We start from the raw sequence: 15,175 nt of genomic DNA on the forward strand, positions 1-15,175 counted from the left end.
TCCAGGCAAAGCCGGCTATCGAGCTTGTCCCCTCAGCGGGATGCTCCAGAACCGCCTGGGTCAGGCCTTGACATACATCGCCTGACCCTGAGCCAGATATTGGAACAGCTCGTAGCTCATCCAGATATAGCCCCGACGTCCGTTCCATTCGCAACCCCACTCCTGTCCGAAGCTGTTCTGGATGAGGATCGCCTGCTGCTCGTCGTCGTAGCCGATGATCAGCATGCAATGGCCGGCATTCGGGATCTTGTTGAGGGGACCGGTCATCGGGCCGGGGCCCTCGTATTTCATGAAGCCGTCGTTCAGCGAGGTGCCGTAACACAGTGCACCACCGGCGGCGATGATCGCCTTGATCGCATCGAGATCGCTGGTTTCGACGATAGCCCAGCCGGGGATCTGGAAGCTGGCATCGACGGCGGCGTTGGGATCGTAGCTCGACCAGAGTTCGGGGCAGTTCGGATAGTAGGGCGCGGTCTGCCAGTTCGGCGTACCGTTTTGCGTGAGCAGGTTGAGGTAGGATGCCAGCCGCGATCCCGCACATCCCTTCTGCCCGTAACTCTTCATGACCTCGATATAGATATGGGCGGGGCTCGCCTGCTCCGAAGTGCGGGATGGCGGCTGGCCCGCCGCCGCGGCCGCCGTGTAGGTCGCAAGCCCGTAGGTCGAAGCCCAAGCGGCGCAGCTTCCGGGACTGCCGACGTGACGCGGCGTCCCCTGCGCCTTCGGCGGCGGCAGATATTTCGGATCGACGGTGGCCGAGCTCGGTAGCGATGCGGGGATCGGCGGCCGCACGAGCGGCCCGTCTTCTCTGATGGTTGGATCGTAGCCGAGATCGAGAATTGCTTCATGCACAGACATGTAGGCCTCCTGTCGGCAGCTTCAGCTGCGAAGGTTGAAGGGTTCTGATGTCACTGGCTTGTTCCGGCACTGCCCGCCGGCATTTCTCGGCGCGTCCTTTGTCGAAGGTGCACGCCGGTTGTCTGACCCCTATGCGGGGCATTGGGGAATCGTCGTCGGATGAGGGAAGTTCGAGGGCTCCGCCGGCAGGCCGCGCAGCTCGCCCAACAGCTTGCGGCCGGTTCCGGTCAAGACACCGCCGGCCCTGCCGCCGCTGGTATTGCCAAAGACGAAGACGCCGACCTTGCGGCTCGGATCGAAGGCCATGTAGGTTTGATAACCGCCAAGCCCGCCATCCTTGTCGAGATAGTCGTTGCCAAGCTGCCAGCCGAGCCCCATCGAAAGCGTGTCGCTGCCAGGATAGGCCTGTTGCGTCGTCTTGATCGCTGTACCGAGCGCGCCCTTTGGTGGATTGATCTCCATCTCTAGGAACGTCAGCATGTCGTTAAGGGTGGATGACAGGGCGCCGGCACCCAGTCCTGCCGACGTCATTACCCAGTTCGGCGGTGAAACGGGGTTATAGACGGGCGTACTGCCCTTGTCGCTGTAGTTGTAACCTTGCGCGACCTGGGCGGCGACCGCCTGATAAGCGACCTGTGTCGTCTTCATCCCCAGGGGTGACGTCACCTTTTCGATGGCGAGTGTGGGCCAGTTCTCATAGGTTTCATCCCAGTCGGAACTCGTCTTCCCGCCGGCATAGGCGTGTGAGAGGAGCACACCCAGAAGCGCAAAGCCTTGGTTGCTGTAAACCCAATATTTGCCTGGCCCGTAGGACGGCTCGAAGGTATCGAGAAACTGACCCATCGAAGAGAACGGATAGTCGCCAAATGCAGGCCGCGGGCCGCAGACCCCATCCGGGAAGCCCGCGCTGTGGGTGGCAAGATGCCAGAGCAGGATGTCGCCATAGGGCTGCCGTACCGTGACATCCGACGGCAGAAGCGAACTGACATGGGTGAACGGGCCGACCGGGCCGTTGGTTTCGCCAGGCGCGAGCGCCAACAGCGTCGCCGTGACGACCTTGCTGTTCGAACCAATGAAAAACACGATGTCTTTGATATCGACGCTGCCGCCATCGTTTAGGTCGACCTTGCCAAATCTGAAATAGTATCGTTGGCCGGCAAGCGTGACTCCGACCAGTATTCCGACCGATTTGCCGGGTTGCGGATCGTCGGGATTGGCCGTCAGTGGTGAAAAGAGGCGATCGACAGTTTCACCAACGACACTCTGGTCTCGCATCGCAGTTCCTCCTCGTTTCATAATGATACACGTATTGGTAGAGTGTACCACGTGTATACACGCAATCTATCCTGAGTTTAGCGGGGTATTTCCGGATCCTTGGTCCGCCTGCAGCCTTGCGGGCAACCGCGAGACAGCAAAGTCCGCGAGCATCCGGTGACCCCCTACGCGCTATTTCTCGGCGCGGGTGGAGTCAGACGTACCAATTGTCGCAATTGAATGAAATGTGCATTTCGATATTGACTTTACATGGAACAGGCATTCCATTCAGGGCGATTGACCGTCGCTCTTTGGGGGATTTCTGAATGAAGAAGCTGCTATTTGTCGCCATGTCGGCTCTGCTCGCTGGCACCGCTCATGCCGAAAACATCGGAATTACCATCGCGCGTTCCGATAGCGCGTTTCTGACGATCCTGCGGCAGGGCATGGAGGATCGCGCCGCCAAGCTGGATGGCATCTCGGTTCAGGTCGAAGACGCCCAGAACGATCCCAGCAAGCAGATGGATCAGGTGCAGAACTTCATCTCCTCCGGCGTCGACGCAATCGTCGTGGTCGCCGTCGACGGCGACAGCACGCCGGCGCTGACGAAGATGGCGAGTGCCGCCGGCATCCCGATCGTCTATGCCAACCATCCGCCGGCCGACGTCGAGACCCTGCCGGAAACCGCCGCCTTCGTGGGGTCCAACGAGACGGATTCGGGCACGCTGGAAACGAAGGAAGTCTGCCGGCTGCTTGGCGGCAAGGGCGCGGTCTATGTGCTGATGGGGCCGCTCAACAACCATTCGTCGCTGACACGCACCAAGGATATTCACGACGTCATCGCCACCGACGAATGCAAGGGCATGAGCGTGATTGAGGAGCAGAGCGCCAATTGGGATCGCCTCGAAGCCACCAACATCATGACCAACTGGCTTTCGACCGGCCGGGAATTTAATGCCGTCATCGCCAACAATGACGAGATGGCGATCGGTGCGATCCAGGCGATGAAGGCAGCAGGCACCGACATGTCGAAGGTGGTGGTTGGCGGGGTCGACGCCACGCCCGATGGGCTCGCCGCGATGGCCGCCGGGGATCTCGACGTCACCGTTTTCCAGAATGCGATCGCCCAGGGTGCGACGGCGATGGATGCAGCCGTCGCGCTGGCGCGTGAGGAGAAGACGGAGCGCCAGATCTGGGTTCCCTTCGAACTGGTCACGCCGGCCAACATGAAGGACTACGCAAAGGCGAACCAGTAGGCCGGGGATATCGACCGCGAGCCAGCATTGCGGCGACTGAAGATTGCCGCTGGTATTCTCGCTGGACAGCCAGGGAAGCCGGTGGGCTGCTGTGCGGCCCGCCGGCGTTTCGAGCATGCGCTTGAACTTTCTCAAGGCATGCTTCCGTCAAAATCGATCGCCGGCTGGCGTCTCTCCCTGTTGCCTACGGCATTGTGGGTCGAGGCCATTCCTTGCCTGGGTCGTGCGCGTTCCGGGGTCATCGTCCGGCTGCGCCGGCGTCGCTAACCGTTGGCAATTGTTAACCGAACGACAAAAGCACCTAATTCTGAGGGTTGCCCGCCGCGCCTTGGCGGACGATCTTCATGGCCCAGCCGGAGCCGTGGACAGACCCGGGACTACGCTCTGGCGTTTGTCGCGCTAGGCAACGTAGTGAGTGGGAACGGTTTGAATGCTTCTGAACCATCGCATCACACGGATCACCGTCGGCATCCTGCTTCTGACGCTGGCCGTGGTCGTGCTTCTGCCCGGATTGACCGGCTTTACCAGCCTCGACGGCACAGTCAACGCACGCTTTGCGGTGATCAACGCCCCGATCGACGGCGAAATCGGGCAGGCGCCGCCGCGTATCGGAACGCCGGTTGCCGAAGACGAAACCCTTCTGACAATCCGCAATGATCGGGTCAATCGGACGGTCCTCGCTTCGCTGCATGTCGAAGGAAAAACCGCGGCCGATCGCGTCTCGGCACTGGAGCGGGAACGGGACGAACTCGTCGCTCTTCGCGGCCAGCTTGCAGACCGGCTGGAGATCTTCAAGAGCGCGACCATCGCCAGTCTGGAGCGGGAACTTCGCATTCTGCGCAAGCGGGTCGAGGTGTCACAGGCTCAGGACTTAGTTGCCAAGGTCGACATCAACAGGCGACAGGAACTGGAATCCAAGGGAATTTTCACGCGAAAGATGGTGGAGGCGGCCGAGGCGGCGGGCGCTGCAACGGGCGGGGAGGTCGAGATCAGCAATCTGTCGCTCGAATTGCTGGAGCAGCGTTTGGCCGCATTGCGCCAAGGGATCTTCGTTGTCGGCGACGGCCAGAACGATGTGCCCTATTCGCGTCAGCGCCAGGACGAAGTGATCGTGCGCATCAATGACCTCAATACCCGCATCGCCGAAAACAGAACGCGTGCCGAACAGACCGAGCGTCAGTTGGCCGAGGAGGAGAAACGCGTTCGCAGCCTCGAATTTGCAGACGTTGCTGCGCCCTTCAGCGGCGTCGTGTGGAGCCGCAACGTCGTCAACGGTTCCAATGTCATTTTGAACAACGAACTGATGCGCATCCTCGACTGCCGCGAACTGTTCGTCGATATCCTCGTTCCAGAAGTCGATTACGACGAGATCTATCCGGGGCGCGAAGCGGAGGTTCGGTTGCTGGGTCGGAGCGAGATCTTCAAAGGAAAAGTGCAGGCCGTCAAGGGCTCGTCCGCCGTCGTCGAGAAAGACAATCTCGCGGCCAAGGAGCCTGAGGCCGAGGAGCGCGATGCCAGGATCCGCGTCCAGCTTCTCCCCTCGGCGCTCAACACCGATTTCGGCAATTTTTGCCAGGTGGGACGGACCGCCCAGGTACGCATCTCCCGCCACAATCTGCAACTGACGCAGTGGATCAAAGGACTGTGGTTCAACCTCTTCTAGCGCTCGCGCCCACATTGCTGGTGATTGCCTTCTTCCTGCTTGGGCCATCGAACTGGTCCCGGCATCAAAGTTGGGCACGCACCATCACCTGCACGGTCGTTGGGGTGGTCGCATTGCGCTACATGGTCTGGCGTCTCTTTGAAACTGTTCTTCCCTATCCAACCGATGGCGCGAACGTATGGTGGGTTTGGATTGTCTTCGTTATCGAACTCCTTGCCTTCACCGAGGTCGTTCTTTTCCTCATTCTGATGAGCCGATACGTTGACCGAAGTTCAGAAGCGGACCGCTTGGGAAAAACGTTCTTTGCGCGCGAGCAGCAGGATCTGCCCACCGTCGACGTTTTCATTCCGACCTACAATGAACCGCTTGACGTCCTGGAGCGAACGATCGTCGGGGCCTTGGCGCTCGATTATCCGAAGGACAAGTTCAAGGTCTATGTCCTTGACGACGGCCGGCGTGATTGGCTGAAGACGTTCTGCGCGGAGCGGGGCGCCGTCCACGTGACGCGGACGGACAATGCGCACGCGAAAGCCGGGAACATGAACAATGGGCTGCTCGCGAGTTCGGGCGACTTCATTGCCATTTTCGATGCGGACTTCGTTCCCTATCGCCACTTCCTCAAGCGCACTTTGCCGTTCTTCTCGGACGAGGCGATCGGGATCGTCCAGACCCCGCAGCATTTCTTCAATGTCGATCCGGTCCAATCGAACCTGGGCCTGGAGAACATCTGGCCGGACGAACAGCGCCTCTTCTTCGACGAGATCGCACCGAGCCGTGACGTCTGGGATGTCAGCTTCTGCTGCGGATCGTGCTCGATCGCCCGCCGCAAGGCCGTAGATGCGATTGGCGGCTTCCCAACGGAGTCGATCACCGAAGACCTGCTGACGACGCTGTCGATGCTCAACAAAGGCTACAAGACCCGCTATCTGAACGAGCGGCTTTCGATGGGATTGGCGGCAGAGAACCTGACCGGCTACTTCGTCCAGCGTGAACGGTGGTGCCAGGGCGGCATCCAGACGCTCTATCTCCACAACGGCCCGTTGCGCGGACCGGGCTTGTCGCTGTTCCAGCGGATCATGTTTCTCCCCATGTCATGGCTGGTGCAGTACGTCGTGCGCCTGATCGTCCTCATCGTGCCGATCGCCTACCTCTGGTTCGGCGCCTTGCCGCTGCATTTCACCGGTGTTGCCGACTATGTCTCGAACCAGCTCCCCGTCCTGGCGGCTTATTTCCTCCTGATGCTCTGGATCACGCCGACGCGTTATCTCCCCGTGGTGTCGAGCGCCGTCGGGACCTTCGCGACATTCCGTATGCTGCCGACGGTTCTATCCAGCCTCATGCGGCCCTTCGGCAAGCCATTCAAGGTAACCCCGAAAGGCACCGGCAACGAGGCCAACGCCTTCGATGCCTACACCTTCACCTGGATCGCCGGCTTCATCGCCGTTACGGCGCTAGGACTTCTGATCAACCTCGTGCCGGAAACGGCACAGGTCAAGGGATCGTTCTCGGCGATCGGAGCCGTCTGGTCGGGTATCAACATCGTCGTGCTCGTCATCGCCTCACTGATCTGTTTCGAGAAACCGCGCCGCCTATTCCAGGCCTTCAAACTGGACGAGCCGGCCAGTGTCGATGGCACGCCCGGCCGCATCGTCAGCCTCTCGCTCGACAAAGCAGTGGTCGCCGTTCCGACGGAGGTGCGCTTCCAATCCACACAGGTGACGCTGAAGCTTGATGGCTTCGAGCCGCTACATGCGGACCTCAGGCAAGTGACACAGCGGCGCGGCGACATCTCGCGCGCCGGAGACAAGAGGCGCTTTTACCTCCATCTTCACTACGAACTCAGCGGCAGGGAGCGCGACAAAATGATCGTCAAGCTCTACACCGGCCGCTATTCGCAGGACATCCCCGACATCGACAAGGTCGCCGTATCCGTGAATCTGTTGCTGCGCGCCTTTGGTCGCACACGCACCGTCTCCTAGCTGCAAGACAATGGGGTCTCAGATTTCGCCGGTGCGTGCCCTGGTGGCTGATATGGACAGGGCACCGCGGACCTATCGCCGGATGCAGGAGTAGTGATTCTTCTCCTCATCACTCGGCAGATGTTTCCGCAAGAGCCTAAACCAGCCGTCTGAACGACCGAGAGAAAGCCGCTTTTTCGCAAGTGGTATTAAACTTCAAAATACCACTCGACGGCTTTTCGCAAAACTTCGGCAGGGGCGAATAGACCTGCATTGACAGGCTCTCTTTGCGGGACCTATCGTTAAGTCAAATTACTTGACTTAATAGTTCGATCAACGAAGCCTGAGGGGGAATTCGTCATGACGGCAGTCGAGGAAATGCGGCCTTTGCGCAATGAGCCGGGGGGCGGGAGAGCTTCTGGCGTGCATCAAGCGCGAGCGGAATCTCGCGATGCTCTACATCACCCATGACATCGCCACCGCCGCGCGCATCGCCGAAGAGGTCGTGGTGATATTCGCCGGACAGATGGTCGAGTGGGGCGAAACCAATGCCATCTCGGCAATCCCCGCCATCCCTGTACCCAGCTTCTCTTTCGGCCGTCCCCGCTCCAGATCGTCCGTTCGTGCTGGGGCAGAGCGCCCGCTTTCTGGCGCAGGCCCACGAGGTGCGGCGCTTGAGCCGCCCGGCATCGGACGCGGGGGAAGAGGACGCCGAAAACCATTTTGTCCGTGCCCTTGGCCAGGCTCCGACGTGAGCTATCTGAACCGAGGACAGTCCTGCCTCAGAAACCCCGATGGCCGTTCGGCCGCAGAGATCAACTTTCGTGGAGCCATTTGATGACGTTCGCCGCCAAATCTGACTATCTGCTGGAAACGCTTTGGGTGTCGGTCGGTACCGCCGACAAATCGGTCTATGCGCTGACCCTCACCAACAATTCGGACGGGCCGCTCAAAGGCTTTCGCCTCGGCGTCTCCGGGCCTGCGCGCATCGATCCCGCCGCGGAGATCGAAGGGGGCAGGCTTCTGATCCGGCTATCCAACTACGCGGAGTTCGCGCCGCTGGAAGGTTTTGAGCTGAAGCCGGGGGCGACCTGGACATTGAAGGCGCATGGCATGAGCTTCGAGCCGCGCCACTGGACCGACGGCGCCAATGCCGCCTTCCTAAGCAGCTTTGCGTGATCTGGCCAACAGATTGGCGTTGTGATTCCGTTTCCGGGATTGATTCGGGAGCGGTGGCATGGCGGGGAAATCTCTGGTGAAGGCGACGGAGGAGGAATGTGCAGCGTTGGAGCATCTGGCGGCGAGCCGGGATCGCGGCGAGGCGGACCGGGCGCGGGCGATCCTGCTGACACTTGACGGCTGGACGAGCGCGCGGATCGCCCAAGCCTTCGGCGTTCGTGAGGATACGGTGCGGCTGTGGCGCAGCGATTTCATGGCCGGGTCGGTGACGGCCCTCAGGAAGCGCGTCGCGGCCGGCCCGGCGCCGGTGAAGTCGGAGGCCGCGCTTCGGGTTGCCGGGCCGCTCTTGTCGGCGCCGGTCGCCGACCGCAACAATTGGACGCTGGCGCGCCTTGCCGCCGAGATCGAGGCGCGCGAAGGGCTCAGCATCTCCCGATCGCAGCTTTCGAAAACGCTGCGCAAAAAAGGGGCTTTCGCTTCCGGCGGCCCCGGCACTCGCTGAAGAACCGCCAGGACCCGCAGGCCGTCGAGTGCGCCGGCCTGCGACTGCAACTGCGCAAGCGACAGGCCGAGGCGGGCGATATCGTCCTCCTCTTCGGCGACGAGAGCGAGGCGCTCACCCATCCCTATCTGGCGCGTTGCTGGGCCAGACGCGGCGCCGATCTGCGGGTTCCCGCGCCCGGCCAGGCGCGCAAGATCGCCATGATGGGTGCTTTCGACTGGGCCGCGCGCAGGCTCGTCGTCGAAACCTCGAAAACCAAGCGCAGCGCCGATTTCATCGCCCTCCTGGAGACGCTCGACGCAGGCTATGGCCCCAAGCCCGGCGTGGCCGGCAGGCCGGTCGTCCTGGTGCTCGACAACGGGCCAATCCACACCAGCAAAGCGTCGCGCGCCGCGCTTGAGACCCGTGCCCATTGGCTCACCATCGAGTGGTTGCCCAAATACGCCCCCGAACTCAATGACATCGAGATCGTCTGGAAAAACCTCAAAGCCCATCATCTCGCTCATCAGACCTTCGCCACCGAACACGCCCTCGAACAAGCCATCATCAGAGCCGTAACCGCCCTCAACCACGAAGCCCGCTTCCATCCGTTGGCCATCCAGAGAATCTCTGCTTAGTGCTGTCCGACGGCACGATGGCGCCAGTCGCGGTGCTTGCCTCGCGGGCGCATGGCGACAATGCCGAACTGAAGCGCGGCGCTGCCGTCTATCCGGTGCCGAAGGTCGCGCCGGTTCCAGTGTCGATCGTGCCGTGGCCGCAGGCGGTTTCCGTTTCGGGGCAGGTGGTCGCGCCTCCCGGTCTCGACCTCAAGCCCGAGGGCGACGAAGCCGCACGGGCCGCGAAGGCTTTTGCCGACCTCACTGCAAGCCTGTTTCCGGTCGAGGGTATCGTTCGATCGGCGTCCGAGGGCGGCTTCCCCGTCGCCGTGTCGGAGGCGGCCGATCTCGGTTCGGAGGCTTATTCGATCCGTTTCTCTCCCGCGGGCGCTGCCGTTTCGGGCAGCACGGAGACGGGCTTGCTCTATGGCCTGATCACGCTCGGTCAGGTCCTGCGCGGTGCGCGGCTGCATCCGGGCACCTTCCTGTTCCCCTCGAGCGGGGAGATCAAGGACGCGCCGGCACTTGCCTGGCGCGGCACCCATCTCGATGTTGCCCGGCAGTTCTATAGCACCGCGGAGGTCGAGCGCTTCCTGCGGCTGATGGCCTGGAACAAGCTCAACCGCTTCCACTGGCATCTGACCGATGACGAGGCCTGGCGCGTCGAAATCGACGCCTATCCGGCCTTGACCGAGATCGGTGCCTGGCGCGGCCACGGCCGCAAGATCCCGCCGCTGCTCGGTTCCGGTCCGCAACCGACCGGCGGTTACTATTCGAAGGCGGCGATCCGGAAGATCGTGGCGCTGGCATCAAGTCTCGGCATCGAAGTGATGCCGGAAATCGATGTTCCCGGCCATTCCTATGCGATGCTGCAGGCAATCCCCGAACTCCGTGACCCGCAAGAAGCTGGAAGCTATTATTCGGTGCAGGGCTTCCCCGACAATTGCCTCAACCCGGCGCGCGAAGAGACCTATCGGGTTCTGGAGACGATCTTCGACGAACTGATCAAACTGTTTCCGATGCGTGCCATCCATGTCGGCGCTGACGAGGTGCCGTTGGGTGCCTGGTCCGGTTCGCCGGAGGCGCTCGCTCGGCTTCGTGCGCTCGCCGGAGACGAGGTCGCCGATACGCACGCCAAGCGCTTGAATGTCGTCACCAACACCCACGGGGCAGATGAAATCGACGGTTCGGGTGCGGCGGTGCTGCAGGCCGAGTTCCTGGCGCGCGTCCAGGCCTATCTCGCCAGCCGCGACTGCGTCACCGGCGGCTGGCAGGAGGCAGCGCACGGCAACGTCATCGACAAGGCCAAGTCGCTGCTCTTCGGCTGGCGCACGGTCGAGGCTTCGGCGGCCCTTGCCGAGGAAGGCTACGACATCGTCGTCTGCCCCGGCCAGGTCTATTATCTCGACATGGCCAACAGCCCGGCCTGGTCGGAGCCGGGCGGTAGCTGGGCCGGCTGGTCGGACCCGGAAAAGCTCTACACCTTCGACCCGGTGGAAGGGTGGACCGACGAGCAGAAGAAACATCTGCTCGGCGTGCAGTGCTGCATCTGGTCCGAGCCGATGACCGACCGCGCCGTCTTCGACCGGCTGGTCTTTCCGCGGCTTTCGGCGCTGGCGGAAACCGGCTGGACGCGACCGGAACGCAAGTCCTTCAAGCGCTTCGAAGCACTGGTCGGGTTGATGCCGGTTCTCTACGGCTTTTATGCCGCGGAATAGGCGTTGAAGCAGCGCCTGGGTCCCCGCTGTCGGTGAGACCGAAGGCCGCGAGATCCAAAAGCGAACGTCGGCGAAGCCGCCGTTTGTCGTTCTGCGATCGTTGCGCCCGAGCGCGCTCTCGGGCGGCTCGGGGCCGTTTGGATTTTCCTGCTTGTGCGCCAAGGCGTGGCACGCAAAAGTGCGCGTGGATCTCGTGTTGGCGTCTATGCGGATGCCAGCGCTCCCTATCCCGAGGCTAAAATAGCGATGCGAAGACTTCCTGGATTGTCGGCGATGAAGGTCTTCGAAGTGGTCGGGCAAACCCGCAGCTTCACGCGGGCGGCCGAGCGCCTCAACCTGACGCAGAGCGCCGTCAGCCGGCAGGTCCGCAATCTCGAGGACGAACTTGGCGAGGACCTCCTCATCCGCCGCCACCATCATCTCGAACTGACGCCCGCCGGCGCCGAACTGCTGGCGACGATCCAGGCGGCGTTTCACAGTATCGAAGTTTCGCTGCGCAGCATCACCGAGAAGAGCAACCAGAATCGCTTACGGATCAACGTACCGCCCACCTTCGCCAAGCGCTGGCTGCTGCCGCGTCTCGCTCGATTGCGTGAGGTCATGCCGGATGTGGATGTCAGTATCAGCACAGAGGCCACGGACACGCTTGCCGAACGCGGGCTCTTGGATTGCGCCATCCGCTTTGGCGACGGTGAGTGGCCGATGCTGGATACGAGCATTCTGATGACGGAGCGGCATGTGGTCGTGTGCGCGCCTTCCCTGCTCGATGGGATGAAAGTTGAGGGGCCGACCGATCTTCAGCGCTTCACCTTCCTGCATGTGCTGGCCTCGCCCGACCGGCGCTATCTGACCTGGCGCCACTGGCTGGATGCGGCGGGTTTCCACGATGTCGATACCCGCGGCGGCCTCGAGTTCGACCTGCTCGATCTCGCGATCGAGGCGGCTTGTGCCGGGCTGGGTGTCACCGTCGCCGACCGCTCGATGGTGCGTGGGCAATTGCAGTCGGGACAATTGGTACAGCTCTTCGACGTCGAGGTCGAAGGCCATGAATCCTACTGGTTCGTGGCGCGACCGCAATCCGGAAGCGATCCCAAGCTGCAAGCGTTCCGCGCCTGGCTGCTGGCGGAGGTCGCGACTGAGCGGACCGCCTGAGCCAAGCATTCCTTTTTGGAATGCTCTCATCGAAAATTACTCGCTTGTGCCCTCGTCTTGATCGTCGCATCAGTTTTCGGGACGGTTTCGGTCGGGGAGGGAGCCTGGGCCGTCGCTCGTAATGCGCTCTCCCGCCAATCTGCTTTCCCGCGTTGCCACAGGCGCGCAGACAGCGGCGAACCTTTCCGAGATGCCATGGGCCCCTATCGCAACTTCTCCGGCGGTCGTTTCATCGAAAGCGCGTCCGCGGCCATGATCGAGGTCCGCAATCCGGCAACGGCGCAGGTCTTCGCGTCGGTGCCGGCGGCAACGGACGACGAGGCGAGGGCGGCAGTCGATGCCGCAGCGAAGGCACAGCGCGCCTGGGCGGCGCTGCCGGCGATCCAGCGCGGTGACGCGCTGCGCCGCCTTGCGGCAGCGCTGGAAAGTCGGGCCGGGCACATTGGTGCCGCACTCGCAAAAGAGTCGGGCAAGAGCCTTGCCGACGCGACGGCCGAATTGATCTACGGCGCCGAACTGATGCGCTACCACGCCGAGTGGGCCCGTCGCATCGAAGGTGAGGTGATCGAGAGCGACAATCCAGGCGAAACGCTTCTCCTCAAGCGCACGCCGATCGGAGTGGTCGCCTGCCTGATCCCGTTCAACTATCCGATCTACACGCTGGTGCGGAAGATCGCACCGGCGCTCATTGTCGGAAACGCCGTTGTCGTGCGGCCGAGCAACAACACGCCGACCTCGGCCTTCGTCTTTGCCGAGGCCGTCCTCGAGGCAGGCTTGCCGGAAGGGCTCGTCAACATCCTGACGATGTCGCACGACGTCGCGAAGACGCTCTGCACCCATCCCGGTGTCGGCATGATCACGCTGACGGGAAGCGTGTCGGCTGGTCGTGTCGTGCTCGAATACTGCAAGGAAAATATTGCCAAGCCGTCGCTCGAACTGGGCGGCAAGACGCCCGTCATCGTCGAGCCGGACGCGGATCTTGATGCCGTCGCGCAGATGATCGTCGCTGCCAAGACCACCCATTGCGGCCAGGTCTGCACCAGCGCGGAGCGGCTCTACGTGCACGAAAGCGTGCACGACCGGCTGCTCGCCAAGCTGCGCGAAGGTTTTGCCGGCCGCGCCTTCGGCGACCGCGCCGTGGATGCTACCCGCATGGGACCGCTCGCCAACGCTGCCGCACAGAAGCGGGTCCACGCCATGGTGGAGCAGGCGCGGGCGCAAGGCGGCGTCGTTGAGACCGGTGGCCACCTGCCTGAGGGAGACGGCTATTTCTATCCGCCGACGCTGATTTCCGGCTGTCGCCAGGAGATGGAGATCGTCCGCGAAGAGGTCTTCGGTCCGGTGCTCGCTGTTCTCCGTTACTCCACCTTCGAGGAAGCGCTTGCGAAGGCGAGCGACCATCAGTTCGGCCTGAGTTCGGTGCTCTTCACCGAGAACTATCGCACGGTGATGCGCGCCAGCGAGGCGATCGAGGCGGGCGAACTCTATGTCAACCGTTTCCCGGCCGATCCCTATCAGGGCTTCCACGCCGGTTGGAAACGTTCGGGGCTGGGCGGCGACGACGGCAAACACGGCATGCTGGAATTCACCCAGACGCGCCTTGTGGTGCTCAAACACTAACCTTTCGAGATTGCGCACGTCCGGCCGGAAACCGGAATTGCTCTGACACCGACATCGATACCGGGCCGTTGGCAGAGCTCCCGCCACCGGCGGGGATGGAGATGGCCTGTGAGTTCAATCGCTGAAACCGAAATCGCCACCCTGGTTCTGGTGGTCCGCCTCAAGAAAGGGGGATGACACTCATGAAAATCGCGTTTCTCAAGACCTATACCGTCGCCGTCCCGCCGCCGCATGTGGGCGGAATGTACTGGATATTCGTACGCCTCACGACCGCCTGCGGCATCGAGGGCATCGGCGAGATCTATGCGACCTCGTTCCATCCGAGCGCCATGACGCCGCTGATCGAAGACGTCTTCGAGCGGCATCTGCTCGACCACGATCCCCATCAGATCGAGCGTTTCTGGCGCTCGGCTTATTCGAGCGGCTTCACCCAGCGTCCTGATCCGACGATGATGGGCATCATCTCCGGGCTTGAGATCGCTTGCTGGGACATCATCGGCAAGGCAGCCGGCCGGCCGGTCGCGGATCTCATTGGCGGCACGGTGCACGAGAAGCTCCGCGCCTATACCTATCTCTACCCGAAGAACGCCGCCGGCGAGTTTGATTTCAACGACCCGGATCTTGCGGCCGAATGCGCCGTCCAGATGGTCGAAATGGGCTTCACCGCGGTCAAGTTCGATCCCGCGGGTCCCTACACCAACTATTCCGGTCATCAGCTTTCGCTCGGCGTGATGGATCGCTGCGAGGAGTTCTGCCGCAAGATCCGCGACGCGGTCGGCAGCAGTGCGGATCTCCTCTTCGGGACCCACGGCCAGATGGTGCCGTCCTCGGCCATCCGGCTGGCGCGGCGCCTGGAAAAATATGACCCGCTCTGGTTCGAGGAGCCCGTTCCTCCGGGACAGGAAGCGGCCATGGCTGAAGTGGCGCGCGCAACCTCGATTCCCATTTCGACCGGCGAACGCCTGACGACGAAGTACGAATTCCAACGCGTGCTTGAGCTCAAGGCGGCGTCGATCCTGCAGATGAACGTCGCACGCGTCGGCGGCCTGCTGGAGGCGAAGAAGATCGCCGGCATGGCCGAGACCCATTACGCCCAGATCGCCCCGCATCTCTACAACGGTCCCGTGGGCGCCGCGGCGAGCATCCAGCTCTCGGCCGCCACGCCGAATTTCCTGATCCACGAGGCGATCCTCGATTTCTCCGGTTTCCATGCGGATGTGCTGAAGACCAAGCTCGCCTTCGACGATGGCTATCTGATCCCCTCGCGCGAGCCCGGGCTCGGCATTGAACTCGATCTGGAGGTTGTCGAAAAGCACACGCCCTATACTGGCGAGCATCTGCACCTGCAGATGGACTGCCGGCCGGCCGACGTGAAGGCCTTCGCACCGGCGCGCGGATAACTTCGACGATAGGACTTGG

The 15,175-nt window shown here is 62.3% G+C and carries 12 protein-coding genes and 1 pseudogene; 11 read left to right on the plus strand and 2 right to left on the minus strand.

The genetic code is table 11. The annotated features are described in order from the left end of the window. Positions 1-60: 60 nt before the first annotated feature. Positions 61-858, minus strand: coding sequence for a C1 family peptidase (locus AC1Z3V_RS09215; protein WP_483498427.1), 798 nt, complete (start codon positions 856-858; stop codon positions 61-63). Between the two features lie 129 nt (positions 859-987). Next, positions 988-2,133 carry a serine hydrolase domain-containing protein gene (locus AC1Z3V_RS09220; RefSeq protein ID WP_483498428.1) on the minus strand — a complete coding sequence of 382 codons (1,146 nt, stop codon included), beginning with the start codon at positions 2,131-2,133 and terminating at the stop codon, positions 988-990. A gap of 305 nt (positions 2,134-2,438) precedes the next feature. Here AC1Z3V_RS09220 and AC1Z3V_RS09225 point away from each other — a divergent pair, with 305 nt between their 5' ends. The 11 genes and pseudogenes from AC1Z3V_RS09225 (at position 2,439) to AC1Z3V_RS09275 (ending at position 15,156) form a co-directional block, all read left to right on the plus strand. Then, positions 2,439-3,368: a substrate-binding domain-containing protein gene (locus tag AC1Z3V_RS09225; protein ID WP_483498429.1), complete on the plus strand. Its 930-nt coding sequence runs from the start codon at positions 2,439-2,441 to the stop codon at positions 3,366-3,368. Between the two features lie 430 nt (positions 3,369-3,798). Next, a complete protein-coding gene (locus AC1Z3V_RS09230; protein WP_483498430.1) occupies positions 3,799-5,031 on the plus strand; it encodes an HlyD family secretion protein in 1,233 nt (410 codons plus the stop codon). Then, the gene (locus AC1Z3V_RS09235; RefSeq protein ID WP_483498431.1) at positions 5,013-7,010 is read left to right on the plus strand and encodes a glycosyltransferase family 2 protein; all 1,998 of its coding nucleotides are present in this window, start codon (positions 5,013-5,015) and stop codon (positions 7,008-7,010) included. The genes AC1Z3V_RS09230 and AC1Z3V_RS09235 overlap by 19 nt, the downstream gene beginning before the upstream one ends. Before the next feature lie 391 nt (positions 7,011-7,401). Next, positions 7,402-7,744 (plus strand): annotated as a pseudogene (locus tag AC1Z3V_RS09240) (ABC transporter ATP-binding protein); the annotation flags it as partial. Between the two features lie 82 nt (positions 7,745-7,826). Next, complete coding sequence (locus tag AC1Z3V_RS09245; RefSeq protein ID WP_483498432.1) at positions 7,827-8,168, plus strand: hypothetical protein; 342 nt, start codon at positions 7,827-7,829, stop codon at positions 8,166-8,168. Positions 8,169-8,226: 58 nt separating this feature from the next. Continuing rightward, the gene (locus tag AC1Z3V_RS09250) at positions 8,227-8,670 is read left to right on the plus strand and encodes a helix-turn-helix domain-containing protein (protein WP_483496724.1); all 444 of its coding nucleotides are present in this window, start codon (positions 8,227-8,229) and stop codon (positions 8,668-8,670) included. After that, entirely contained in the window at positions 8,667-9,287 is a 621-nt protein-coding gene (locus AC1Z3V_RS09255) for an IS630 family transposase (RefSeq protein ID WP_483499611.1), read from the plus strand. Before AC1Z3V_RS09250 ends, AC1Z3V_RS09255 begins: the two co-directional genes overlap by 4 nt. 17 nt (positions 9,288-9,304) lie before the next feature. Then, the gene (locus AC1Z3V_RS09260; protein WP_483498433.1) at positions 9,305-10,984 is read left to right on the plus strand and encodes a beta-N-acetylhexosaminidase; all 1,680 of its coding nucleotides are present in this window, start codon (positions 9,305-9,307) and stop codon (positions 10,982-10,984) included. A 273-nt stretch (positions 10,985-11,257) separates the two neighbouring features. After that, positions 11,258-12,136, plus strand: coding sequence for a LysR substrate-binding domain-containing protein (locus tag AC1Z3V_RS09265; protein WP_483498434.1), 879 nt, complete (start codon positions 11,258-11,260; stop codon positions 12,134-12,136). Between the two features lie 195 nt (positions 12,137-12,331). Beyond that, entirely contained in the window at positions 12,332-13,756 is a 1,425-nt protein-coding gene (gene aldA / locus AC1Z3V_RS09270) for an aldehyde dehydrogenase (protein ID WP_483498435.1), read from the plus strand. Positions 13,757-13,938: 182 nt separating this feature from the next. Continuing rightward, complete coding sequence (locus AC1Z3V_RS09275; protein ID WP_483498436.1) at positions 13,939-15,156, plus strand: mandelate racemase/muconate lactonizing enzyme family protein; 1,218 nt, start codon at positions 13,939-13,941, stop codon at positions 15,154-15,156. Positions 15,157-15,175: the final 19 nt, after the last annotated feature.

The sequence above is a fragment of the Ensifer sp. 38_S197 genome, assembly GCF_056924495.1.

Coding starts and splice junctions, on each gene's coding strand:
- AC1Z3V_RS09260 (WP_483498433.1), top strand. CDS start 9,305: ATGGCGCCAGTCGCGGTGCTTGCCTCGCGGGCGCATGGCGACAATGCC.
- AC1Z3V_RS09250 (WP_483496724.1), top strand. CDS start 8,227: ATGGCGGGGAAATCTCTGGTGAAGGCGACGGAGGAGGAATGTGCAGCG.
- AC1Z3V_RS09230 (WP_483498430.1), top strand. CDS start 3,799: ATGCTTCTGAACCATCGCATCACACGGATCACCGTCGGCATCCTGCTT.
- AC1Z3V_RS09265 (WP_483498434.1), top strand. CDS start 11,258: ATGAAGGTCTTCGAAGTGGTCGGGCAAACCCGCAGCTTCACGCGGGCG.
- aldA (WP_483498435.1), top strand. CDS start 12,332: ATGGGCCCCTATCGCAACTTCTCCGGCGGTCGTTTCATCGAAAGCGCG.
- AC1Z3V_RS09220 (WP_483498428.1), bottom strand. CDS start 2,133: ATGCGAGACCAGAGTGTCGTTGGTGAAACTGTCGATCGCCTCTTTTCA.
- AC1Z3V_RS09215 (WP_483498427.1), bottom strand. CDS start 858: ATGTCTGTGCATGAAGCAATTCTCGATCTCGGCTACGATCCAACCATC.
- AC1Z3V_RS09275 (WP_483498436.1), top strand. CDS start 13,939: ATGAAAATCGCGTTTCTCAAGACCTATACCGTCGCCGTCCCGCCGCCG.
- AC1Z3V_RS09245 (WP_483498432.1), top strand. CDS start 7,827: ATGACGTTCGCCGCCAAATCTGACTATCTGCTGGAAACGCTTTGGGTG.
- AC1Z3V_RS09225 (WP_483498429.1), top strand. CDS start 2,439: ATGAAGAAGCTGCTATTTGTCGCCATGTCGGCTCTGCTCGCTGGCACC.